Source organism: Alkalihalobacillus alcalophilus ATCC 27647 = CGMCC 1.3604, from assembly GCF_000292245.2.
Lineage (GTDB): Bacteria > Bacillota > Bacilli > Bacillales > Bacillaceae_D > Alkalihalobacillus > Alkalihalobacillus alcalophilus.
The window spans coordinates 54964-80718 of record NZ_ALPT02000004.1; the positions used below are offsets into that span (position 1 = coordinate 54964).

General features: G+C 38.1%; 22 protein-coding genes. 1 reads left to right on the top strand and 21 read right to left on the bottom strand.

Annotation, left to right across the window (positions count from 1 at the left end; all coding sequences use genetic code 11):
- Positions 1-64: 64 nt before the first annotated feature.
- The 11 genes from BALCAV_RS01910 to BALCAV_RS01965 form a co-directional block, all read right to left on the bottom strand.
- The gene (locus tag BALCAV_RS01910) at positions 65-1726 is read right to left on the bottom strand and encodes an extracellular solute-binding protein (RefSeq protein WP_003321728.1); all 1662 of its coding nucleotides are present in this window, start codon (positions 1724-1726) and stop codon (positions 65-67) included.
- A gap of 427 nt (positions 1727-2153) precedes the next feature.
- Complete coding sequence (locus BALCAV_RS01915; RefSeq protein WP_003321729.1) at positions 2154-3089, bottom strand: AraC family transcriptional regulator; 936 nt, start codon at positions 3087-3089, stop codon at positions 2154-2156.
- Between the two features lie 107 nt (positions 3090-3196).
- On the bottom strand, positions 3197-3850 hold the full coding sequence (locus BALCAV_RS01920) for a YesL family protein (RefSeq protein ID WP_003321730.1): 654 nt from the start codon (positions 3848-3850) through the stop codon (positions 3197-3199).
- Between the two features lie 132 nt (positions 3851-3982).
- Positions 3983-6043, bottom strand: coding sequence for an alpha-glucuronidase family glycosyl hydrolase (locus tag BALCAV_RS01925; protein ID WP_003321731.1), 2061 nt, complete (start codon positions 6041-6043; stop codon positions 3983-3985).
- A gap of 860 nt (positions 6044-6903) precedes the next feature.
- The gene (locus BALCAV_RS01935; RefSeq protein WP_003324821.1) at positions 6904-7347 is read right to left on the bottom strand and encodes a TlpA disulfide reductase family protein; all 444 of its coding nucleotides are present in this window, start codon (positions 7345-7347) and stop codon (positions 6904-6906) included.
- Positions 7348-8011: 664 nt separating this feature from the next.
- Positions 8012-8563 carry a peroxiredoxin gene (locus BALCAV_RS01940; protein ID WP_003324312.1) on the bottom strand — a complete coding sequence of 184 codons (552 nt, stop codon included), beginning with the start codon at positions 8561-8563 and terminating at the stop codon, positions 8012-8014.
- 441 nt (positions 8564-9004) lie between these two features.
- Complete coding sequence (locus BALCAV_RS01945; protein WP_003324313.1) at positions 9005-9250, bottom strand: YkuS family protein; 246 nt, start codon at positions 9248-9250, stop codon at positions 9005-9007.
- Between the two features lie 81 nt (positions 9251-9331).
- Positions 9332-10462 carry an N-acetyldiaminopimelate deacetylase gene (locus BALCAV_RS01950; protein ID WP_003324315.1) on the bottom strand — a complete coding sequence of 377 codons (1131 nt, stop codon included), beginning with the start codon at positions 10460-10462 and terminating at the stop codon, positions 9332-9334.
- On the bottom strand, positions 10459-11676 hold the full coding sequence (locus tag BALCAV_RS01955; protein WP_003324317.1) for an aspartate aminotransferase family protein: 1218 nt from the start codon (positions 11674-11676) through the stop codon (positions 10459-10461). Before BALCAV_RS01955 ends, BALCAV_RS01950 begins: the two co-directional genes overlap by 4 nt.
- An 83-nt stretch (positions 11677-11759) precedes the next feature.
- Entirely contained in the window at positions 11760-12482 is a 723-nt protein-coding gene (gene dapD, locus BALCAV_RS01960; protein WP_003324318.1) for a 2,3,4,5-tetrahydropyridine-2,6-dicarboxylate N-acetyltransferase, read from the bottom strand.
- A gap of 99 nt (positions 12483-12581) precedes the next feature.
- A complete protein-coding gene (locus tag BALCAV_RS01965) occupies positions 12582-13478 on the bottom strand; it encodes an AEC family transporter (RefSeq protein ID WP_003324319.1) in 897 nt (298 codons plus the stop codon).
- 162 nt (positions 13479-13640) lie between these two features.
- On the opposite strand from BALCAV_RS01965, the gene BALCAV_RS01970 reads away from it, so the two are divergent.
- Complete coding sequence (locus tag BALCAV_RS01970) at positions 13641-13892, top strand: hypothetical protein (RefSeq protein ID WP_003324320.1); 252 nt, start codon at positions 13641-13643, stop codon at positions 13890-13892.
- A 694-nt stretch (positions 13893-14586) separates the two neighbouring features.
- Here the strand turns inward: BALCAV_RS01970 and BALCAV_RS01975 are convergent.
- From BALCAV_RS01975 to BALCAV_RS02015, 10 genes are all read right to left on the bottom strand, one after another.
- Complete coding sequence (locus tag BALCAV_RS01975) at positions 14587-15735, bottom strand: mechanosensitive ion channel family protein (protein ID WP_003324779.1); 1149 nt, start codon at positions 15733-15735, stop codon at positions 14587-14589.
- Positions 15736-15863: 128 nt separating this feature from the next.
- The gene (locus BALCAV_RS01980) at positions 15864-16190 is read right to left on the bottom strand and encodes a YtxH domain-containing protein (RefSeq protein WP_003324778.1); all 327 of its coding nucleotides are present in this window, start codon (positions 16188-16190) and stop codon (positions 15864-15866) included.
- A 440-nt stretch (positions 16191-16630) separates the two neighbouring features.
- Complete coding sequence (ppdK, locus tag BALCAV_RS01985) at positions 16631-19285, bottom strand: pyruvate, phosphate dikinase (RefSeq protein ID WP_003324769.1); 2655 nt, start codon at positions 19283-19285, stop codon at positions 16631-16633.
- 2 nt (positions 19286-19287) lie between these two features.
- Positions 19288-20100, bottom strand: a complete 813-nt coding sequence (locus tag BALCAV_RS01990; RefSeq protein ID WP_040323383.1) for a pyruvate, water dikinase regulatory protein — start codon at positions 20098-20100, stop codon at positions 19288-19290.
- An 86-nt stretch (positions 20101-20186) separates the two neighbouring features.
- Positions 20187-20996 (bottom strand): pyruvate, water dikinase regulatory protein, encoded by an 810-nt coding sequence (locus BALCAV_RS01995; RefSeq protein ID WP_003323535.1) that lies wholly within the window; start codon positions 20994-20996, stop codon positions 20187-20189.
- A gap of 22 nt (positions 20997-21018) precedes the next feature.
- A complete protein-coding gene (locus BALCAV_RS02000; protein WP_003323536.1) occupies positions 21019-21660 on the bottom strand; it encodes a helix-turn-helix transcriptional regulator in 642 nt (213 codons plus the stop codon).
- 151 nt (positions 21661-21811) lie between these two features.
- Complete coding sequence (locus BALCAV_RS21945) at positions 21812-21970, bottom strand: GapA-binding peptide SR1P (RefSeq protein ID WP_136446115.1); 159 nt, start codon at positions 21968-21970, stop codon at positions 21812-21814.
- Positions 21942-22982, bottom strand: coding sequence for a type I glyceraldehyde-3-phosphate dehydrogenase (gene gap, locus BALCAV_RS02005; RefSeq protein ID WP_003323537.1), 1041 nt, complete (start codon positions 22980-22982; stop codon positions 21942-21944). Before gap ends, BALCAV_RS21945 begins: the two co-directional genes overlap by 29 nt.
- 1257 nt (positions 22983-24239) lie before the next feature.
- Positions 24240-24449: a CLC_0170 family protein gene (locus tag BALCAV_RS02010; RefSeq protein ID WP_003324566.1), complete on the bottom strand. Its 210-nt coding sequence runs from the start codon at positions 24447-24449 to the stop codon at positions 24240-24242.
- 17 nt (positions 24450-24466) lie between these two features.
- Positions 24467-25678: a Ger(x)C family spore germination protein gene (locus BALCAV_RS02015; RefSeq protein ID WP_003324567.1), complete on the bottom strand. Its 1212-nt coding sequence runs from the start codon at positions 25676-25678 to the stop codon at positions 24467-24469.
- Positions 25679-25755: the final 77 nt, after the last annotated feature.

The window sequence follows — 25755 nt, forward strand, 5'->3', positions numbered from 1 at the left end:
AAACTAGGTGCAAACAGATTCTTTTCCATCCCCAAATCGTTCACACCATAGTTCGTTTTTTACATTAATTACGAACCGAATCGTACCATTCGTTTACTTCCTCAGTAATTTGATCGCCACCAGCTTTCTTCCATTCTTCAACGAAATCATCAAAAGCTTCTAATGGTTTGTTCCCTAAAATGATGTCAGCAAATAATTCATCTTCTAATCTTTCTAAATGTTCTGATCTAGAAATCATTGTATCTGTTGGTGGTCCAGTAAACTCTTGAACAATTCGAATATCATTTTGTTTATTCACAATTGCTGCAGCCTCAATATAATCTGGTTGCCTTCCTGCAAGACCAGCTTCATAACCATTGACTGGATCTCTTCCAGTATCGTGAAACTCTTCTAGAAGACTATACATTTCATATGGGATTGTTGGGATATTAGTAGGCAAGAAATATCTACCTGGATCGACATGCTTTTCTCCCGTTATCTCTTCAAATTCATCAATATTATAAACTGGTTCTCCATCTTGCAACACATAATCATATCCTTCAAAAAGTCCATATTCAAAATATTCCGATTCACCTAGTGTATAACCAATAATCGCATCCCAGTATTCAAAGAATTTGTCCATATGTTCAAATTCACTATTAAACAAGAAGGAACCTACAATTAAACCTTCCCCTCTACGACCTGCTTGCCCATCTGGACCGACCACATGTGCAAACGGTTTGACAACCGCATCTGGAATGACTTGTTCAATTTCACCAATTGGGTAACCGTGAGCCCATGGAGGAGCAGCCATAATTCCAGATCTTCCAGAAATAAAACTTTCCTGAGCGTCCCCCGCACTTAAAATGGCAAAATCAGTTGCTAAGTACCCTTTTTCATACCAGTCTCTAATTTTCGCCAAACCATCTTTAACACTTGGTTGAATAGAACCGTATACAAGAGAACCATCTTCCCCTTGACTCCAAGCACCAGGAACATAATCACCATATGCCCCGAACACCCAACTAGCATCAGCAATGTTTCCTCCACGGAAACCATTATCACCAGCAGCAAGAGTAATACCCATTGTATCGTTTCGCCCTGAATCATTCGGATCTTCATTAACAAAAACATCCATAACTTGCTCTAATTCTTCTATTGTTTTTGGAGCTTCTAAATCAAATTTATCAAGCCAGTCTTGACGAATCCAAAGCAATGTGTCTGAGCCATTCCCACCAGAATATCTAGGAATCCCGTAACGATCTCCATCTCTTGTTGATGGATAAAAGGCTTCTGGAAACCTTTCAAATAATTCTTTCAATCTTGGCGTTGCATGTTCCTCAATCGCTTCATCAATCGTCATTACTTGCCCTGACTGAAGCAAATCTGCCTTAATATTATTATTTGAAACTAAAAATACATCTGGTAATTTTTCACGTGAGGACATCATTAAACGTAATTGTGTATTAAACTGTTCATCATTAGGCTGTGTCCATTCTGTCACAAACTTAATCCCTAGCTCTTCTTCTGCCCATCTCGTTACGACATTATCATGTACATTTTCTCCGTCTTTAAACACCGTACCGTCATCAAGAATACGTGCAGTTGTGATCGTTACAACTTCATCACTATCCTTAGAATCTGAATCTGAACTTGAATCTGAACTAGTTTCATCGTTTGAACAAGCCGCTAACACTAGACTTGTAAATACAAATAAGAAAAGCAGATAACTTAATTTCTTTAACATTTTTTATCCTCCTTTAATAATTCATTAAACCCCTTTTCCTTAAGTACAGAAAGAACAACTAATTATGAAAGCGTTATCATTTTTTTCAAAAAAACCTAGCTCCCATCACCTCCTTTCCTAATCGCTTTAAGTTAACATTTTGAAAACCTGGTCAAAAGCCGGTGGAACAGTTAGACTCTAGACTTTACCCTACATATTAATCGGACTAGTATAGCAGTGTAATGAATAAGAGAGTGAGTTTTAAAAAAGAGCAACAAAGTCTCTTTCTCATAAAATAGAAAATAATATGATTGCATTTTCGTGTAAAAATAAAAAGTAACATACAAGGTATGCTACCATGCAAGTTACTTTTATTTTAACAATAGAAATATTCAGAATCCATGTACATTTCTGTATAGTTCATTACCCAAATCTGTACTCGACGACTTTATCGTTTTTTTCGCTTCACATTTACTAATCGATATTGACTCGGTGTTAGGCCTGACCATCTTTTAAACTGTCTACTAAAATGGGCCGTATCATGATAACCCATTGTGTAAGCAATTTGTTCCACTGTATTATCTGGTTCTGAAAGTAATGCCTTTGCTTCATTTAACTTTTTAAAAGATAAATATTGACGGGGGGACATATTATAAACCTTTTTAAAAATCTTATGGCAATAGGAGCTACTAATATTTAGTTCATTTGCAATCTCTTCAATGCCTACTTTGTCGATATTATCAGAATTAGAATCTTCTGTTCGCTTAACTACTTGTTCAATCCTCTCCGCAATCCGATAAGCAATTTTTACAACTTTTTCACTCTCAGGTTCATAATCGTCCTGCTGTATAAGTCCTTCAATTAAAGCACTTAATAATTCAAACATAAGTGAATGCACTTTCATTTTCTCACTCAAGTTCACTTGAGGAGCTCTACAAACTTGAATCAATCGATTTAAATACGGAGTAATTAAAACACTCAGCTTTGAACTAGATGGAAAAAATACATCTTGTGAATTTTTCAAAAATGGTAGGAATAATTTATCATCGATATCAAAATGAAGGCAAAAATAAGTAAACCCATCTTTCCCTCCACATTTACTTGAATGAATATCCCCAGGGCGAGTGATGATAATATCGCCTGCACGCTGCTCATACGGTTGTCCCTTAACATAAAAAATTTGGTGACCTTCTAATACCATATTAATTTCATATTTCGGGTGCTCATGTTCAGGGTATTCCCACGTATTTTTGACCGAACGAAGATGCATTCCATACAACTCAAATCCTGTTTTCATATCTGGATAGATGTATTCTTCTAAACTGTATTGGGTTGTACAATAGTGTTTATCAACTACCTTCCTATCTAAAAAAGTAAATTCCACACTTGCCCCTCCCCGTCTAACTGAAATAGTCTTTTCAGCTTTAGTAAACACCTCACTGATTCACTAAAAAGCTTTTATACTATCAACTTTCATCTAGAAAAACAGTTTTAATAAGTCGATTCTTTTAACTCTTGTGCTTTTTGTTTTCTTGTCTCTACGCGTTTAAAGGCAAAATAGGAGGTTCCCATCATGATACAGCCAAATACACTCACACCAAACACCGGAATTAATCCAGGAATTAACCAAAAAACATAGTACGTTAAGGTCAATGCTATAACCAAAGTAATCGTCATTAAAGGGCTCAATAGTCCAATTAGAAAGGCATTTTTAATATATTGGAAAAATTTAAGATCATAGTGAACAAATACTGGAATCAGATAAGCAACCGTAACAAAGTAAAAAAAGCCCATCATCACAAGTGCAAAAGTTAAGATAAGTTGCAATACACCACTCACATGGTTAATGAATTGGAAATCAATATACAAAATATAACCAACGACCCCAACGAGCACTCCGAGCAAATTTGCTTTGATAAACTCCTTTTTATAAGTAGTGAAAAACAGTTTAAATATACTGACATCTGTTTCCCCCATAAACCATCTACGGATAACCGTAAACATGGCAACTGTCGCAGGCATCCAGCCAAATAGAACCAACCCTATTAATGTGAAAAATATCCATAATAGATTAATATAAGCTAATCGCATAATCCACTCACTTATCCGATAAAACCCACCTATAAAGCCGCCTTGATTTATCATAATTCACCTCCACTACTCATTTAGACTGTGTAATCCCTTTCATTATATCATTTAAATTTTCGCTTTTAACAATAGGCCGATAGATGCTTTCTATTAAACTAAGCTCATCCCTACTTTCTTATGCTCCACTCTTTAATAGATCGTTCTATTCTTCTCATCCTTTATACCTGACTTGCGGAAAAAATAAGTATTAATCATATCACGCCATTGTTTCGCATTTTCAATTTGTTGGTTCAAACGGTTCATAACATTTTGATAGCGTTCTTCATCCACTTTATCTTTTAACAAACTCCAACGTTCCATTAAACCAATCGCTTGCTCGACTCCTTCAAAATGAGTGTTATAAATATGCTGAATAACCGTCACACCTGACTGTAACTTATGTGTATACGGCACATGATGGAAAAATAATAATAAATCATCTGGACATATTTCAAGAGATTCATATATTTCTTTGTTCTCTTTAAAATACTGGGCGGTATATCCTGTTCCACTGCTTACTGTTCGATCGACACCAATTCCTTCGTTATCAGCAAAGTGATACGTTCCCCACACAGAATATTCATATCCGTCTACATTGGGCCCATAATGATGATTCGGATTCACCATCCAACCAACACCAAGCGGCGAGGTATAGTTTTCATAAATAGGCCATGAATCAAAGAGCATTGCCGTTACGTGCTCAACTACTTCAGGATCATGACCAAATGTAGCTCTAACCCACTCATCCGTAATCACTTCCGTCGAAAGATCTGGATTCCATATTAATCTTCCATACCCATACAAGTTTGCTTGAGCTAGTTGATGGCCCGTCCAGTTGTCATCATTTCCAATATTGGAGACAGCCGCAATCCCACTTATTTTATTTTCAAATGTCGATCCATCTACAATCCTTTTGATAGGCGTTCCTGCTCCAGCAGCAAATGTATCAAACTCAAGAATTTCCTTCCACTGAGAGATGAGATAACATAAATCGATCTGTTGTCCCGTGTACTCTTGTGTTACTTGAAACTCTAGTATTTGATTCGTTTTCGTCATCGCTCCAAATAATGGAGAGTTTGCCTCACGTACTTGAAAATCCATTGGTCCATTTTTAATTTGCAAAACAACGTTATCATAGAATTGGCCATCTAATGGTTTAAAATGATCGTAGGCCGCCCTAGCTCGATCGGTTTTACGATCACGCCAATCTTGCATACAATTGTAAACAAAACATCTCCAAATCACAATCCCACCAAATGGTTCTAAAGCTTCGGCAAGCATGTTTGAGCCGTCCGCATGGTTCCTCTCATAAGTAAAAGGACCTGGCCGATGTTCAGAATCCGCTTTAACAACAAAGCCGCCAAAGTCTGGGATAAAGCGATACACATCTTTAGCTTTTTCCTTCCACCAATTACGTACAGTTGGGTCAAGAGGATCTGCTGTTGTTAATTGACCTAATTGAATTGGACTCGCATAGTTTATACTTAAAAAAGTCTGAATGCCATAACTTCTAAAAATATTAGCAACAGTAGCTACATCTGGAAGAAATTCATCTGTAATCAATTTCGTTTCAACCGTATGAACATTGACATTATTAATTGAGATTGCATTTATGCCGACAGAAGATAATATTCTTGCATAATCTTTGATTCTCTCTAAGTTTGTTGTAAAAGCATTATTCTCAAAGAAAATCGATTTTCCGGCATAACCACGTTCAATACTACCATCCATATTATCCCAGTGATTAATCATCCTTAATTGATTTTTCGGATTTTCAACAATATTCAGACTTCCTAAGTGCTGTTTAGTTTGAATTAATCTTAAAAAATGAAAGCTTGCATATAAAAGCCCTTTATCTGTTTTAGCCGACAACAAAATAGTAGGTTTCTCATGTTCAGTGATTGTACGGATTATATATCCCTCGTCATTTAAGCGGTCAAAAAGTTGATGACTTATCAAATTTTGATTCTCTGTCGTCGCTAAAACAATCTGATGGGTAGAAGTAGAGTCAACCGTTGTAGGCTTTTCACCGCTCATTTTTGTAATCGCATCATAGAGCTCCGTTTTTGCTGACTGACCTAGCTCCGTATCCACTAAAGAAACTATCGTCTTTAACCACTTTTCATTTTCATTTAACCAGTTTTTATCCGCAATCGTTTCGTACCTCAGCCACGCTTTGTAAGCTTCCAGACTTTTTTCCTTTTTAATCATCAAAGTTCCTCCATCCATTAGACTTACTTTCAATTAACGATATACTTCTTCTCATATATGAGCGATGTTTAAGAGATATCAACAGCTCACACATGTAAACACTTACATTATATCTTAAATTAAAAAGCACGCAACTAAAAAACGAAAGATCCGACAAAACGATTTTTAGTTTTTCTCCATTTAAATAGCCAAAAATATAAAATGAACTCTTTCAAATAGAAAGAGAAAAATCGCTCGCTCCCGGGATGGGAGGCACGCTTTCCGCAGGCGGGCGTGGAACTAACCGGCTAGGCCGGTGGATTTCCACCTGCCCTTTCCTCCTGCAGGAGTCGGCCACCCCATCCCGTCCGCTTGAGTTCCCTTTCTGGCATGATGCACACTTTTTTCACATCTCACCGTAAGCGATTTCAAATAACCATTCATCATGATTTTTTTCAGATGGGTGGTTATTTTCACTTAGATTTTAAATGTTGTTTACACTTACAGGGCCAAGAAAAGCATGTACACATTTAGATAATGAAAACACTGAAAAGTAGGGTTTTATGACTAAAGGAGAAGTAACTTAATCCAAAGTTATTTGCCAATAGTTGGCCCCAATCGTTTTTTGATGACCAAAGCGGAGCCAGCGGAATGCCCGGAGACTCCTGCGGGAATAGTGAGATACGGGAGACCCCACAGCGATCGCGAGGAGGCTCCCGATTCACCCGCGGAACGCGTAGGGCATGCAGCTGGCGGAGTAAGCCAAATCATCCAAACTTTCTTAACTACAAGGACTTTTTAAGTAACCTCATCATTATAAAAAAAACTACTAACTCCCGAATGATTTCAGGAAATTAGTAGCTATCATAAAGCTTTGAAGATTATTTGATACCTAATACACGGTTTACGCGTTTTGTGAGCATTTTCATGCCACCGCCACCTGCTTGAAAGTGACGTAGTTGACCTTCTTCGTCAAATACATAATAGGCAGGAACGTATTCGTTTTCGAATGCATCTGTTAATTTATGTTGGTTATCAACAAAAATCGGTTGTGTGATCCCATGTTCTTTGGCCACTTTTTCAATCTCTTCTAAGTTTAAGTCCTTTTCAGAGCGAGGCATATGAACTGCAATTACTTCTAATTGGTCTTTATACTCGTCACGGAACTCATTTACATTTGGCATTGCTTCTTTACATAAACCACAACTGATCGACCAGAAGTGAATAAGTACTGGTTTTTTTAAATCTGCTTTTGAAACTTCACCGTTTAACCACGTTGTCGCTCCATCAAGCTCTGGCATTTGAGATCTTAATTTTAAAGCCATATCCATTTCCTCCTTAAATTAAAAAGCGAAGTCCGTTTGGGCAGAAGCGAGAATACTAAGGAACAACGCTAAGTTCGCGACGTCCTGTCGCAACGCCTTGTACCCACCATCCTGTGGGCAAGGGCGGCTGTTGAAGACGCTTTTTGTCTTCATAAAGACGACCGATTTTTCTCGAGCTTCTAACGGACGCAGCTAGATTCAATAAAAAGCGGAGCCTGTTCGCTCAGAAGCGAGAAAAAATAAGAACAGCTGATGAAGAAGCTTTTTGTCTTCACTCAGATGGGCGATTTTTCTCGAGCTTCTAACAGGCGCAGCTAGATTTAATAAAAAGCGAAGTCCGTTTGGGCAGAAGCGAGAAAAAGTGGAGTTGGTTTACTCCGCCAGCTGCATACCCTCCGCGTTCCGCGGGTGAACCGGGAGCCTCCTCGCTAATCGCTGCGGGGTCTCCCGTGTTTCACTTCTCCCGCAGGAGTCTCCGGGTATTCCGCTGGCTCCGTTTTGGTTAAACAAAAAGCCACTCGATTCAACTTAGTACTGAATTTTGATTGCTTTTTCTCATACTTCTAACGGACGTAGCTAGAATTTGACAAAACCTAATAACCTTAGGTTTCCTCTCTAAAGATGAAAGGCCTAACACATGGTTAGACCTCATCGCTAAAAAAGATTAAACGTTAAGTGTTTCTTGACCTGGCTTCCAGTTTGCTGGGCAAAGTCCGCCAGTTTGTAATGCTTGAAGAACACGTAACGTTTCGTCTACGTCACGACCAATGTTGTTATGGTTAACAACAGAGTACATTAACTCACCTTCTGGGCTAATGATAAATAAACCACGAAGAGCGATACCTTCTTCTTCAATTAATACTCCGTAATCACGAGCTACTGTGTGGTTTGTATCAGCAGCTAATGGATAAGCTAAGTCGCCTAAACCATTTTCATCTCTTGAAGTGTTGATCCATGCTTTGTGAGTATGAACTGTGTCTGTAGAAACACCGATTACTTCAGCATCTAGATCTTCAAACTCATCAAAACGGTCACTTAAAGAAGTGATTTCGGTTGGACATACAAAAGTAAAGTCCATTGGGTAGAAGAACAATACTGTCCATTTGTCTTCTTTCATGTTTTCTTCTAAACTTACTTTACCAAATTCTTTATTTGGTAATACGGCATCCATTTCAAATCTTGGAGCTTGTTTTCCAACCATACGCTTGTCTGTCATATATATGACCTCCTCAAATTATCATGCTGTAAACATGCGCAAAACGAAAAAGTTATTTGTGAACTTTTATCATAATTCCTTTGCTACAACATTTCTTATCCAAGAACTATTATAACTAATTTCTAATCAAATTGCGAAAGGAATGGACCCTTTTTTCACTGATTTGTCATATTCACACGAGAAAAATGTAATATAATAATCAATCCCTTACCTCTCTCACCTAATTATTAACAATAAACCACTGTTTTATGATGTTTATAGACCATTTTCTCCAATAAATCATTCGACAATCTTTGCGACCATTTTCTAGTAATATTATCAGTCCGAGTCTTTTAATTGAAAATCAACGCATGAAGATGATGAGAAATATAAAAAAAGAAGTCTAATCAGATCGACTAGTCCTTCTTTTTCTTTTTCCATACTATTTAAAATAGAGAAAACTTAATTTCCGATTTTTCGTTCCACTTGCTGACATACTTCTTGGGCAGTCATTCCATCTGCATTAATAACTGAACCTTGAGTAACGGCATTTTGAATTCCCATTACGTTTTGATCTTGACCAGAAATCACACAACAATCACAACCTTGTGCATCCTGCTCATTATTTAACTGAACAATATCATATCCCTTTGCTTGAAGCTCTTGTTGTACATCTGTTAATGTTTGTTCAACACCAATTCTTGCCATTGAAATACCTCCATTATTTAGGAAATTCGTTCAATTGTTAGAATCTCCTTAAGTAAAGAAATTATTCATCGATGGCTCAAATTAGCTTGCTGCTTTTTTCGTTAAATAATCGGTTAACAGACTGACTGCAAGTGGAATCGCTTCTTCATTTGGTTCTAACCTAGCATCATGTAACCCATATGCACTGTCAACTCCGAGCCAAAACATAAACCCAGGAATCTGCTCTAAAAAGTAACCAAAGTCTTCACCTGTCATCGCCTCTTGACAGTGAATATATTCAATACCATCCCATTCAGATACATAGTGGGAAAAATCAGCAATTAAAGCTTCATCATTATATACTTGGCAATAGTTTGAGCCGTAATCAATCGTCACTTCACATTCATAACCAACTTCAATGCCTTTTACTAACGCTTCCACCCGTTCCTTAATTCTTTGCATCGATTCAATTGATAAAGAGCGAATCGTCCCTTCTATTCTAGCTGTCTCAGCAATAATGTTTTGTTTCGTGCCACCTTTTATCACACCAATGGTCACCACACCCGAATCAAGCGGATCAACATTTCTAGCGACAATTGTTTGTAACTGGGTCACTAACGAACTTGCTGCAACAACCATGTCATTGGCCGTATGAGGATAGGCAGCATGTCCACCTTTCCCTTTTAAATCGATAAAAAGTTCAGATGTATTCGCAAATAAAAGCCCTGGTTTGGTCGCAACTTGTCCGACTTTATATTCCGGTGCTATATGCAAAGCGAAAATCTCATCAGGTCTCCAATGTTTAAATTCTTCTGATTGTAATAATGGTAATGCTCCACCAGGACCTTCTTCAGCTGGTTGGAAAATAAACAATAAATTGTCGGTCGGTTGATGAGATGCAAAATGGGTTAAAACCCCTAACGCAATCGTCATATGAAAATCATGTCCACAAGCATGCATAAACTCTGGATGGGACGACCGAAACGTTTGATACGATGTTTGCTCAACGATTGGCAAACCATCAATATCAGCCCGATAGCCATACGTCCGATTCCCTTCTTTACCATTCACTTTCACTAAAATACCGGTTTCCCACGTTTGGACATCTAAATACTCGTTTGGCAATGAATCTATATAGCGTAATAAATAGGCCTGTGTTTTAAATTCAGCAAACCCAGGCTCTGGAATTTGATGTAAATCCCTTCTTATTTGAAAGAGTTGTTCTTTATTCATGCTTCTAACCCTTCCTCTTTTAAGCGGTCAAATTCTTCTTTAATAGCAGAAATCAATAAATCAATTTCAGCAGTACTTATCGTTAAAGGTGGCAATAAACGTATGATTGTTTGTTGGGTCACATCAACCATAAATCCTTTCTCAAGAAGACGCTTTTGCACATCCTTCACAACCGGAGCTTCTGCAGATAAAACAAGACCAACCATCATCCCTTTTCCGCGAATACCTAAGACTAGGTCTGAATAAGTTTCTTTTAGTTGAGCGAGTTCAGTCCAGAGCTTATCCGACGTTTCTTTACTCTTTTCCATTTGACCATCTTCTAATAAAACTTCTAATACCGTATTCCCTAAAGCCGCACTTAACGGAGACGGAGCAAACGTTGTTCCGTGATCACCCGGTTTAAATAGGTCTGCATATTGTTTGGCTACTATGATTCCACCAAGTGGCAACCCACCACCTACACCTTTAGCAAATAAAATCAAATCGGGCTCGACATTTGTTTGTTGATAAGCAAAAAAACTTCCCGTCCGACCGATACCCGTTTGAATTTCATCCATACAAAATAAAACACCGTTCTTACGACATAAGGCCTCTGCTCCTTCAAGAAATCCCTTAGAAAGCGGCAAAATTCCACCTGAACCAAGAATAGGCTCCATAATTAAAGCAGCAGGCTTATGTTGTTCAATTGTCGCTTTGAGCATTTCTAAATTTTCTGGTTCGAGTTCATAAACAGGTGTATCTGTTGTCGGGAAATCTTGGTAGACTCCAGGCTGTCTCGTTAATTTAATCGCACCTAATGTTCTTCCATGAAAGCTCTTTTTTAAGACGATAACCCCTTTACGATTCTCACCTGCCGCTACGGAATGTTTATGAATTAACTTTAAAGCCGCCTCAGTTGCCTCTGCCCCTGAATTTGTATAAAAGACTTTTCCTTCAATCGATTGCTTAATTAATTTTTCAGCAAGGGTAATCGCCGGTTTATTAAGAAAAACGTTTGAGATATGTAAAAACTGTTCCCCTTGCTCTTTTAAAGTCTGAACAATTTTTGGATGTGAATGTCCTAATAAATTCACGGCAAGCCCTGTAAATAAGTCAAGATACTTCTTTCCGTTCACATCGATTAAATAACTTCCTTCCCCTTTTTCAATCGCTACAGGTAAACGACTATAGGTCGACATAATCGAATTTGCATCTCGTGTAAACCAATCTGACATATCCATTCCCCTTCCCTCTATGTAAGGAAAGAGCCTTGCTGACGAGTCGACTCGCACAACAAAGCTACTTGCTCCCTTACTTTTTAGTTATCTTCATTTAAACGACGTAGTTCTTGTTTAATTTCTGTTTTACCTTTTGTTTTTTCATCAATCTCTTTAATAACTCGTGCTGGAATTCCGGCCACAACGGTGTTAGGTGGAACATCTTCTGTTACAACGGCTCCAGCTGCTAAGACTGCACCTTTTCCAACACGTACGCCTTCTAATACCACAACGTTTGCCCCAACCACAACATCATCTTCAACGATAACTGGTTGAGCAGAAGGTGGCTCGATTACTCCAGCCAATACAGAACCAGCACCAATATGACAATTCTTACCGACAGTAGCTCGTCCACCAAGAACGGCATTCATGTCAATCATCGTTCCTTCTCCAACAACGGCACCGATGTTAATACTTGCTCCCATCATGATAACGGCATTGTTGCCAATTTCCACTTGGTCACGGATAATCGCACCTGGCTCAATACGAGCTTGAATGCCTTTTAAGTCAAGCATTGGAATGGCTGAGTTACGACGGTCATTCTCAACGACATAATCTTCCACTTTGCCTTCGTTTGTTTGAATGGCTTGTTCGATGTCTTTCCACTCTCCAAATAGAACGCCTGTGTTACCTGTAATAAAAGCTTTTGTATTAGCACCAAAATCAATGCCCTCAATTTCACCTTTAATATGTACCTTTACTGGTGTCTTTTTTTCACTTGTAGAAATATACTGAATGATTTCATTTGCATCCATCATTTTCATCGTTATGTACCCTCCTAAAACAATATCTAATCTTCTCTTATGATAGAGATATCTAAGAAAAAAAGCAAACAAAAATCGTTACAAAAACAAACTTTTGACTTATCCAAGTAAGATGAGTAAGCCGGTAATCGTAAAAAGGCTTAAAACGGTTGTGATAAAAGTAACAGTTGAGACAAATTGAGGTTTTGAGTCAAATTGAACCGCAAACATGACAATCGTAGCTGCTGATGGCATCGCCGCTGAGACAATTAAAACTTTTTGCAATAACGGATCAATCGGTAATAGTAGAGCAATTCCAAAAGCAATGATCGGTGATAAAATCAGCCTTGTGATGACTGAATAAGAAAGCAAAGACCATTCAAACTGGCTCATGCGTATATTCGCTAGCTGCATCCCCAAAATAATCATTGCCAATGGAATCGAGGCTTCCGCTAACATATTAATAGGGAGGAACACATTATCAGGTAATTCAATATTCATAACATTAATGACTAAAGCAACAAGCATCGCATAGGTTGCCGGCATTAACATCACCGTCTTTAATGCCACGCTCACTCCTAAATGTCCTCTTGCCGCATAATACACACCGAATGAGTTCATGATAATCGATTGTAAAACCATATACATAACAGCTAAAGCGAAGCCCGCTTCTCCATAAGCAAATAAAATAATCGGAGCCCCATAATTCCCAGCGTTTTTAAAAGCAGTAGCTAAAATTAAGCCACTTTCGGTTGCCGGATCTAGTTTTTTTATTCTCGAAAAGATTTTATTTATCACAATCAAACTCAAAAGAATGGCAAGAGCAAAAACGACCATATAAAAATAATCGATATTTAATTCAGAAGTCGCAAACGTGCGAAAAACTAAAGCCGGTGTCAATACATAAATAACAACCGTCGAAATCGGCTTAATATCCACTTTACGCCATTTTTGAATCAAAAATCCAATCGCAAAAATCATAAAGACTGGCAATACAACTTCGATAAATATTGTCATCTTATCGCCTCTTCTACTCTATCTTCTTTAAACTAGATTAGTATATCATAAATTCATTTCCTACATATTACATTCTGCTCCCGTAAAATAAACTCCTTTTGGAATAATTCTTAGAAAATTTCTCATCCTAAAAAGGTAATAAATAAAGGGAGGAATTTGAACATGCCATATCAAAAAGATAAGCAACAAGCATTCCATGCGGCTCAACAAGCTTTTTTGCAAGCAGAAGAAGCCGTCGGTCATATTGAAGTTCATGCACCTGAATACGGAAGAAACCTGAAAAGAGCTCACAAAGAAATAGAAGAAGCAACTCAGCAAATAGACAAAGCTCTAGGGGTAGCATCCGAACACCAAAAACGGCAACTTGAGCAATTCCAAGAACAATTGGAAGGCTTTACATCTTCTATAGAATGAAAAGCAATCGAACTATCTTAAAAGACCACCTTTTCAGTGGTCTTATTTATGTACAGACAGTTTCTGACCTTATTTAGCCTAATTGATAATAAAAACTGGCTTTTTTAGGCTTTCTTACCCTAAAGTCGGCCCCTGGCTGGATTTTCGGGCTAAAGTATGAAGCTAAATGCCTGCTCCGGCTCTTTCCTTATGACTTCCTCACCTAAAGTCTGATGCTCGTTTCCCGCTCCCGCTCTTTGCTTATGACTTTCTCGCCTAAAGTCTGATGCTCGTTTCCCGCTTTCGCTCTTTCCTTATGACTTTCTCACCTAAAGTCTGATGCTTGTTTCCCGCTACAACTCTTTCCTTATGACTTTCTCGCCTAAAGTCTGATGCTCGTTTCCCGCTCCGGCTCTTTCCTTATGACTTCCTCGCCTAAAAGTCTGATGCTCTATGCCTGCTACAACTCTTTCCTTATGACTTTCTCGCCTAAAGTCTGATGCTCGTTTCCCGCTCCCGTTCTTTGCTTATGACTTTCTCACCTAAAGTCTGATGCTCGTTTCCCGCTACAACTCTTTCCTTATGACTTTCTCACTGTTCGTACTTGAAAATCATTTATCTGCTCCTTACCGACTTGCACTCTTAAGTAAGAAGAGGCTTTCCTAAAGTTTCGTTTACTTTAGGAAAGCCTCAATCTTTTAAACAGTCAATTGGTTTATGAATCGCCTTCTTTTAGACGCTTATCATTTTCAAGTTCTTTTACTACTTTTTGCACTTCTTCTTTTTCTGGTTCAGCGACAATCAAATTTTGACTTGGAATTGCAACGTCAACCTTGTCTTCTTTTAAGATGTTTAAGATTTTCTTATTGACATCTTCTTTGACATTCAAATATTCACTCCAAATGGTTGTCTTTGTAAAGTAATAAATAAAGATGCCAAGTCTAGACTCTCTAAACTCCGTGAAGTTCACCATAATCACATCTTGATGGACGCCTTCATGAGAACGAAGCATTTTTTCGATATCTTGAACAGCTTTTTCAACTCTTTCAGTAGGCGTATCAAACATGATCCCTAACTCAAAGTCGACTCTTCTTTTTCTCATTGTCGACCAGTTCGTGATTGGGTCGTTAGCAATGGTTGAATTCGGAATCGTCACGATCGTATCTGAGAACGTACGGATTTGAGTACTTCTAAAAGAAATATCTTCAACCGTTCCTTCGATAGTTGGCGTTTCGATCCAATCTCCTTTTGAGAATGGTTTCTCAGTGACAATAACCACACCACCTAAAAAGTTGCTAATTGTATCTTGAGCAGCTAACGAAATCGCTAAACCAGCAACCCCTAAACCAGCGACAAATGCTCCGATTTCGACCCCGTTCTCGCTTAAAATAATAACAAATGTTAACACAACGATAGCGGCACGAATAAATTTAGAAAGGAAAGGAATAAGCATCGAATCCTCTTCCAAATTCGTCTTTTTCGCGAGTTTCGTAAACATCGTTGAATGTTGAGAAAAATAATTAAAAAATCCCCAACCGAATAAAGCGATAATAAACGAACTATAGATCTGCTGTACAAAATTAACCGTCGTAATATGGAATGGTAAATAAAGCAGTGCTAAATACGTTCCAATAATGACCCAAAACCAACGTAACGGTTTTTCAAACGACATTAATAAGTTCGTAACGGTTTCAGCTGGCGTTTTTCTAGATACCGCCAATATGAGTTTGTAAATATACTTCGTAAAAACCTTTCTAAATAACAAGAAAATAAGAAAAATCCCAAGGGCAACCGCAAAGTCTTCCCAATGTAGATTGGATAGTGTTCTCCATATGCGCTCCCATTGTGCTTGTACCTCATCCATACAAAATATCCCACCTTTTTATTTCGTAAATATTTTATCATACTTCAGTGTGAATGAAAGTAAAAAAGGTGCGAGAGAATAAGGCAAAATATCAAAAAATGCTAAAATTCGATTCTGAACTCGTTATTTTACGGTTTTGTCAGATCTTCTTTATCTAACGCGGTTTGAATTAATTGTCCAAGTTCAGATTGATTCTTATTGGTTGTTTTTGCTTTTTTTTGTTCTTTTAAAATATTTCCTACTTCCTCTGACCATTCAGAACCAAGTTCGAGTAAATGTTGCGAAAGTTTGGGTGCCTTTTCTTCCATCTTTCTTTTTTGTTCCTCCCACATCCCTTTTACTTTCTTTTTATTTTCCGGTTGCATTAACAGAGCCCCTGCTACACCAACAAAACCTCCAATAGCCGAACCAATTAAATAAGCAGCTTTATTTGACTTCCTTCTTTTCATAAACATAAAAATAGCCTCCTTAATGTTTACTTGTAGTTTCTTTTAAAGAGGTTTTTTTTATACGAAAAGAGTCCTTCGGTTTCGTTGTGAGAAGACGTCGTATCATTCCATCTTTCAAACCATTAATCCGACTACATCGATCCTATACCCGACCTTGCTATAATTAACACTTCTTTCAAAGAATCTAAAAAAGTGAGAGGTAAGGGAGCTAAGTTTGATTTTCAATTAAAAAAGGCAAAAAATCGCTCTTTCCTTTAAAATGGGGTTACCACATCACACACCAAAGAGTAACGATTTTTAAGTTTAATCAAAAAACTGCACCTCCAATTGTTAGTGTGTCTAACAATTGGGGTGCAGTTCAAATGTCACCGGCTTTTCTATTTAAGGGCTTTTAGGACAACTACGCTTTTTAATTCATTAGTCGCTCATAGAAGCCACCATTTTCTTTATTTCGTTAAAATACCTTCATTACGAATCGTTGCTTGCGCTGCTGCTAGGCGAGCTAATGGGACACGGTACGGTGAACAACTGACATAATCTAAGCCTGTTTTTAAGCAAAATTCGATTGAATTCTCTTCTCCGCCATGTTCTCCACAAATTCCTGTTTTTAAAGAAGGTTTGACGGCTCTTCCTTTTTTCACACCCATTTCAACTAATTGCCCAACCCCTTCATTATCAAGGACTCGGAATGGGTTTTCAGGTAGGATTCGATCTTCTAAATAACTTTGAAGGAACTTCCCTTCCGCATCATCACGACTATAGCCAAATGTTGTTTGCGTTAAGTCATTTGTACCAAAGGAGAAAAAGTCAGCTTCGTAAGCAATTTGATCAGCTGTTAAGGCCGCACGTGGCACTTCAATCATTGTACCAATTGTATATTCAACTTTCACATTCGCTGCTCCTAAGACTTTCTCTGCCGTCTCAATGACTAATTGACGCATGATTTTTAATTCATTGGAATGACCAACTAGTGGAATCATGATTTCTGGCTTAACTTGAATTCCTTTTTTGTGTAAAGTAATCGCTGCATTAAAGATCGCCTCTGCTTGCATCGCATAAATTTCTGGGTGAATTAAGCCAAGACGGCACCCACGATGACCAAGCATTGGATTCACTTCAGCAAGTTCATTTACTTTTTTCAATAAAAATTCTTTTTCTTTCAACTCTTCTGATTGTGGTTCTGTCAAACGTAAAGTCGTGACTTCCACAATTAATTCTTCCTTATCTGGTAAGAACTCATGTAATGGTGGGTCTAATAAACGTACCGTTACTGGAAGCTCTCGCATCACTCCAAAAATACCTTCAAAGTCTTCTTGTTGAATCGGCAGTAACTTTTCAAGTGCCTCTTTTCTATCCTCAACCGTAGAAGATAGAATCATTTCCTTCACAAGCTTTTGACGGTCAGGTTGCATGAACATATGCTCTGTACGGCAAAGTCCAACCCCTTTTGCCCCAAGCTCTAATGCTTTTGAAGAATCTTCTGGGTTATCCGCATTCGCACGGACTTCAATCGCTTTTTCTTCATCTGCCCACTGTAACAGTTGGTTAAACTGCTCAGATATTTTAGGCTCAATCATTGGAACTTCGCCCAACATTATCGCACCGGTTCCACCATCAATTGTAATCGTATCTAAATGACGAACCTCTATATCCCCCACTTTAAACGTCTTAGCAGGCGTATCAATCTTTAGAGACTCTACTCCACAAATGCACGGTTTCCCCATACCACGTGCAACTACCGCTGCATGAGAAGTCATTCCACCACGGCTTGTAACAACCGCTTCAGCCGCAATAATTCCTTGAATATCATCAGGTGTTGTTTCTGGACGAATTAAAATTACTTTCTCCCCACGAGCATAAAACTCTTGGGCTTCTTCAGAATCGAAGACAACTTTCCCTGTTGCCGCCCCTGGAGAAGCTGGTAACCCTTTTGTTAACTGGTTAAGTTCGGCATTATCGTCAATACGACGGTGTAATAATTGATTTAGTTGCTCAGGTTCTACTCGTAACAGGGCTTCTTTTTTAGTAAGTATTCCTGCCTGAGCCATTTCTACCGCGACTCTTACAGCAGAAGCTGCGGTACGCTTCCCATTTCTCGTTTGTAAAATATATAATTTGCCTTGCTCAACCGTAAACTCAATATCTTGCATATCACGGTAATGTTTTTCTAATAAAAGCGAGACATCAACAAATTGTTTGTATACTTCAGGCATCGCTGACTCTAATTGAGCAATAGGCTGAGGGGTTCGAATCCCGGCTACGACGTCTTCACCTTGGGCATTTAATAAAAACTCTCCATATAATAAATTCTCTCCGGTCGAAGGGTTACGAGTGAAGGCAACTCCTGTCCCAGAATCATCTCCTGTATTTCCGAATACCATGCTTTGAATATTAACAGCTGTACCGTAGGAATCAGGAATTTTATTTAAGTTACGATAAATAATCGCTCGTTTGTTATTCCATGAATCAAAGACAGCATTAACAGCTAACATTAATTGTTCAATTGGATCTTGCGGAAATGGTTGACGGGTATGTTTTTCGACAATTTCTTGATAAGAGGCAACGACTTCCTTCCAGTCTGCTTCTGTCATTTCCGGATCATTGACATATCCTTTTTCTTCTTTGATTTCATCAAGGTGACTTTCAAAAAAGTACATATCAATTCCAAGAACCACATTTGAGAACATTTGAATAAATCGACGATAAGAATCATAAGCAAAGCGGCCATTTCCTGTTAATGCTTTTTGAGCTTCAACTGTCTCATCATTCATCCCTAAGTTTAAAACGGTGTCCATCATACCTGGCATAGAAACGACTGAACCTGAGCGAACCGAAACAAATAATGGTTTCTCTTTATCCCCTAATTGTTTGTTCGTACTTTCTTCTAATTTTCTTAAAGATTGTATGATTTCTTCCTTAATGGTTGAGCTTAACTGTTTCCCGTCTTCATAATAATCATGACACGCATCTGTTGTCACTGTAAAACCATATGGAACCGGTAAACCGATTTGTGTCATTTCCGCTAAGTTAGCCCCTTTTCCCCCTAATCTCTGTCTCATACCCTTATGTCCTTCATCAAACATATACACACGTTTTTGCATTGTTAGATCCTCCGTTCTATATTTAAGACCTTCATAATATAATCAGCTGTTTCTTCTACGGCTTTGTTGGAAACGTCAATAATCGGACACCCGATTCGTTTCATAATTCCTTCTGCATAATCTAGCTCATTAAAAATACGTTGCAAATTAACATAGGCCGTATCAGAAGTAATCCCTAATGACTTCAGCCTCTCTTTGCGGATTTCGTTTAGCGTATCTGGACGAATAATTAACCCTACACATCTTTTTTTCGAGACATTCATGAGTTGCTCAGGAACTGGCACTTCTGGAATTAAAGGAATATTGGCGACCTTATAACCCTTATTCGCTAAATACATAGATAATGGGGTTTTGGAAGTTCGAGATACACCAATCAACACCAAATCAGCGAGCATGATTCCTTCTGCATCTTTAGCATCATCGTATTTGACCGCAAATTCAATCGCCTCTACTTTACGAAAATACTTTTTGTCTAACTTCCTCATTAACATCGGTTCGTTAATCGGTTCTTCTTCTGTTTTCTTTTTAAAAGCATTTAATAAAGGCTCTAATAAGTCGACGGCTTCTACCCCGTACTCGTAAGATTTCTGGTCAATATATTCCTTTAAATCTGGAACAACGAGCGTATACGCCACTATGGCTGAATTTTCTTTCGCCATCAAAATGGCTTGCTCAATATCTTTTATCGATTTAATGTAAGGAAAACGTTTGATTTCAAAAGGGCTTCGAAACTGTGTCGCAACCGCTTTTATTACGTATTCAGCCGTTTCTCCAACCGAATCTGACAATAAATAAACCATTGCCGGTTTATCCATAGCGACACCTACCAATTCAGAATATTCAATATTTTTATCGTAGAAGGAGAGTATGAATCTCCCTCTCATCTCGTTTAGAACTTTCTTTACTTTTTATTCATTAAACCTAAGATTTCAACTGCTGCTTCTTCAATTGATTTGTTGGATACATTAATGACCGGGCACATAAGTTGCTTCATAATCATATTCCCATAATTCAACTCGCTCTTTACCGGTTCATACTCGGTATAACTCGTTGTATTTGGAAGCCCAATAACCTTCAATCTTTCCGTCCGAACCTTTAATAAATGATTCGGGTCCATTGTAAGACCGACGATCAACGTGTTTTGTAACGTAAATATCTCACTTGGAGGAGCGATACCTGGAATTAAAGGAAGGTTCGCTACCTTAATACCCTTATGGGCTAAATAGATGCTCAGTGGTGTTTTCGATGTTCTCGAAACCCCAACTAAGACAATATCTGCGGCAAGTAGCCCTCCAATATTTTTACCATCATCGTATTTGACAGCAAAATCAATCGCTTCAATTCGGTTATAATATTTTGCATCAAGCTCATATTGTAAACCAGGCATTTCTTTTGGGCTGTCATTGAAAGTATCAATATAAGCTTGCATTAAAGGCCCAATAATGTCGATAGCTTGGACATCGTGCTCAATCGCACTACGTTTCATCACTTCTCTTAAGTTGGGCTCCACTAATGTATAAGCGACAATTCCACCGTTTTCTTGAGCATCTAAAATAAGTGCATAGATTTCTTCTTCGGTTTGGATATAGTGATAACGTTTAATGTTAACTTCATCTACAGCAAATTGCTGCATCGTCGCTTTCACGACCATTTCAGCTGTATCTCCTAATGCATCTGAACACAAGTAAAAAATTGGCTGCTTTCTATTCACAATCCTAGTCCCTCTCCTTCTGCTATTCGCCATTTTCTAAATCAAGTAGCATCCTTGTCATGTTCGTCTTCGTAATACGTCCGATAACCATTTTTTTGTCATCGTTTCCACCGACAGAACGTTCGACGACAGGTAAACTGTCTACTTGAAAATGAATCATTTTTCTGGCTGCTTCTAACACAGATTCATCTGGGAGGATTGTTACAATATTTGGATGCCTTGTCATCACTAAATTAACAGGCATTGTCGTTGCATTTGCATTACCTAACGTTACTTTGAGCAAATCTTTACGAGATACAATTCCTTCTAAGTATCCTTTTTCATCTACAACCATTATCGAACCGACATTTTCTAAAAATAATTTGATGACAACTTCTTGAACAGTTGATTTTCCATCGACAATAATAGGCACACTTTGAATATCTTTTACTTTTAATTGTTGTAAATACCCAACATTCGCCTGACCATTATATAAAGTTTTGCCGACAAAATAACCGACCTTTGGTTTCGATTCAAGAGCATTTGTCATCACTAACACAGCTAAATCCGATCGTAATGCGGCTTTACTGACCCCCACTAAATCCGCAATATGCTCAGCTGTAATCGGTTCTTTCTTTTTCACGATTTCAATTATATTTCTTTGTCTATTTGTAAATTCAATCATTATACCCCTCCTCTCAACAATAACTCCCAATCGAATCATACCCCTAAAAGCCCCATTCGATCAATTGCTTTCACATTTAGGCTGACACGAACATTTGTGAAATAGTGTTGAATCAGAGGGATAACTTAAGCTCTTTTGAAGACGACATTCATTATTTATTCGTGCAATTTGTACATGTACAGCTCGAAAAATAAGTGAGTACTCTGTTTGCTTCAAAAACATCAATAACAGATTGACAGTCCTTACATAATACCGTTCCTAATTTTCTTTTTTCACTAGAATTAAGCAAATACTGTACTGTTGTGCTCATTTTCTTCAATCCCCCTTTTTACTAGATCGGCTAATTCACACACTCGTGAAGCATATGCCCATTCATTGTCATACCAAGCCATTATTTTTAATTGATCCCCCATTACCATGATGGAGTCAAGGTCAACAACCGCCGAGTGTTCACTCCCTACAAAATCAATGGAAACTAAAGGCTCATCATTTGTCCCAACCACTTTGGCAAGGTTTTCATCTTTAATATTTAAAAAGGCTTCTTTTACATCTTCAACTGACATTTCTTTTGATAACTGTACCGTCAAATCAATTAAAGAAACATCCTGAGTCGGAACCCGAAGAGCTGTTCCTTGCATAACCGGAGCTAAATGAGGAATGACTTCTTTTAGTGCTTTCCCAACACCAGTAGACGTCGGAACGATAGAAGATGTTGCACTTCTTGCTCTTCTTAAATCCTTGTGTGGATTGTCTAATAGTTTTTGGTCAGAAGTAAAAGCATGAACCGTTGTTAACCAACCTTGCTTTACCCCAAATGCATCGTCTAATACTTTTAAAACAGGTGCTGTACAGTTTGTTGTACAAGAAGCAGCAGAAATCAATTTATGCTCTCGTAAGTTTAGCTTATTTTGATTGACTCCCATTACGATGGTTGCATCCATCTCTTTTCCTGGTGCCGTAATAATAACCGCCTCGGCCCCTGCCGCTAAATGTCTCTTTGAGCCAGTGTGGTCATTAAACTTCCCTGTTGCATCAAGCACTAATGCCACCCCGTTTTCCTTCCAAGGAATATCTTCTGGTTGGCGAGTATTGCTCATTTTGATTGCGTTTCCATTTATGATTAAAGTGTCTTCTACTATTTCAATTTTTGCATCCCATCTACCATGAACAGAATCGTATTTTAATAGGTGTGCAACAGTTTCAGTAGGATACGTACTATTAATAACTTTTAACGAATCCTTCATCGTATCATTAGACATTATTTTTCTAATTAATAAACGTCCAATTCTTCCTGTACCACTTATTCCAATTCCTTTCATCATCAACAATCCCATCCTTTAATAACTTTATTTCTTGTATATAATATAGCACATTAATTATTAAATGTACATTATATTTTTAATTAATCTTATTAAATATGATTTATTGTGCTGTTTTTATAGAAACATATAATGGGAACACTGAAATAATAGACACTTAATAAAAGGAAAAATGAACACGAACGTTTTCGTCTTAATTAAATACTAATCGAGGAATGGTAAGATAGGGTTAGGATCTTATTTCTTATTAACTCAACTTTCGCAGCGTATAATTGCCCCTTAACCGTTGATAGAGATTGACTTTAGGGCGTTACAACACTCAATTTGACTTTACATGAACGGTTCAATCGTTGATAAGTCTGAACACATCTCTTCGTAGGCTGTTGAAGGAATCTGTTCACTAAGATGAAGCACTTCGGCTATCGCTCCCAAAACCATACTCCGCGTCCTGCGGGAACCTTGCGAGCCTCCTCGGCAAGCCTTGCGGGGTCTCGCTCCACGGTTTATTCGAGACTGCTGAAAAACTGGTTGTTTTTGAAAATTGATGTTTTTTTGTGGGTCAAAAATGTCTCCCTACCACCCGAACGTCGCTTAGAAGTCAATCTGAGGCCTCGTTTTTTTCTCGAAATTTTTTATCTTTAAAAAGTTGGACTTTTTCAGCAGCCTCGGTTTATTCCCGCGGGAGTCTCCGTATGGTTTTGTCCGCTAAGTGTCGTGGGGAGGCTTGATGATATGGCTCTTTCCAAACCAGCTATTTTTAACGCAGAAGGACCTTCTTCTTCACTTTGTTGGTTATGGAAAGAGAAAAATCATTCTCAAGCTAATGTACGTTGAAGTCATGACTATTTTTTTATTCAATGAGAAAACCGAACTTAGATTCGATTCCATTATCTAGCGGACAAACAGACACGGAGACTCCCGCAGGAATAAACCGTCCAATGAGACCCCGCAAGCGTGAAACGCTGAGGAGGCTCATGAGGTTCCTGCAGGACGCGGAGTGTCTGTTTGGGAGCGACCGCCGGAGGGCCTATTATTTTTTTCTTGATGCGCAGTTTATCCGTTTGGTGTGATAGTACATTCTCGCTTTTCTAACGTGTCAAGGGCATTTGTTTAAGAGCTTCCCTTTCGCTCTGCCAACTAGTTGAACGGATTTTCTCGATGCGAAAGTTGAGTTATTAATATGTAAAAAAAGGCTCCCAAACACTCATAAAATGATCGTTTGAGATCCTCCAAGGAAATTTATGCAATACCATTTAAAATTTAAATCCACATAAACCAATTTTGATAGAGCAACCATATGACTAGTAGGACAAAACCTGTCACTACATTCATAAACCCAAGTACAATCGTCGCTTTTTGCTCTTTTTTAATTTTAGCCATTTTGTATATTTTCAAATCCATTGTAAGTGTAAGGAAACCAGTTATTATGAACACACTAATCAAGTAATACATATAATCAATATTCCACATATGTTCCCTCCCCTTCATCATTCAGCTTTTAGACCAACTTTACGTATATGACAATGAAATGAAACATCTACATTCAATTGTTCAAAATGGTCACGCCACCCATCCTCGTTCGCCACTTCATTTCTCCAAAATTTAGGTTGCTTAGCCCGAAAATACCCCCCAAACCCAAATATATCCACTCTCTCCTCCTTCATTTTATTAATTATTTCATTCGCTTTTTGTTCAGTAATGACCGAACATTGCTGTTCAATTTCTTTTAATACCTGCTCATTATCAATTGTCAAAACTTCATGATTTGATTCATGAAGGTCGACTTCAATTCTAATCTTAATTTCCATTTCAGGCTGCTCTCCATTAATTTTTGTTTTTATTTTCGACTTCCTTCTATTCGTTATTAATAACACTTCCTCATCTAGCTCTGGTACCTCAACAAAAAAACCATACCCACCTTCTTCATCACCGACAATCGCCATAAATAATCCTATTTCTACCGGCTCTAAAATGCCAACCATTTTTTTATGATCAAAATAAGCTAAGCCCTTTATTTGAATATTGTCTTCGTTTACAATTTGGAGATATGGCAAATAACCATCTTCTCCTTCACTAGACATCCTTCTCCAAAATAACCCAAGAAAACTGTCCGGAAATTTACCGAGTTCCACTGTATTTTCGATCATGGAGTGCAAGTATAAGGCTGGAATTCGTTCAAGTTCAGGTGCAACTTTCATATATGTTGAAGCCTTTTCTTTGGACACGACTTTCCAAGCGGTTCTTCGCACTTCAGCTTCTCTTCTTAAAAAATCATTTAATTGATCCAACCCACTCCTTGCAAAATCTTCACTTACCACGATAACGTGTAAGTGCCCTAAAAAGAGAGTTTCCGCAATCAATAGTTGCATTTTTAAGAGGGCATCATTTAACGTTTTACCGGTTGAAGTAACAACCCAAACAGGACCGTCCCCTCCCCCATTCGTTGTTTCTGGACCAAGCGGAATTCGACCAGGAACGGCTACTTGGGCCGTTAGTATTAATAATTCCTGTCCCTCTTCTTCATAACCTTCTTTTAAACTCGTAATATGTTTCGTATGCTCAGGCTCACCCGAGTGAGCAAGATCAATGGACATCGCTAACACATTCGCTCTATTTTCGATATCAATACTATCCCAACACCCCGTTAAAATCATCGTAATCACACCAAACAAACAGGCCGTCATTAATTTATTTGACATGATGATTCCCCCCATCCGCTAACTTTCGTATTTTAGCAATTATTAGAAGGAGGAGTGGGACACACAAAGTTAAAATC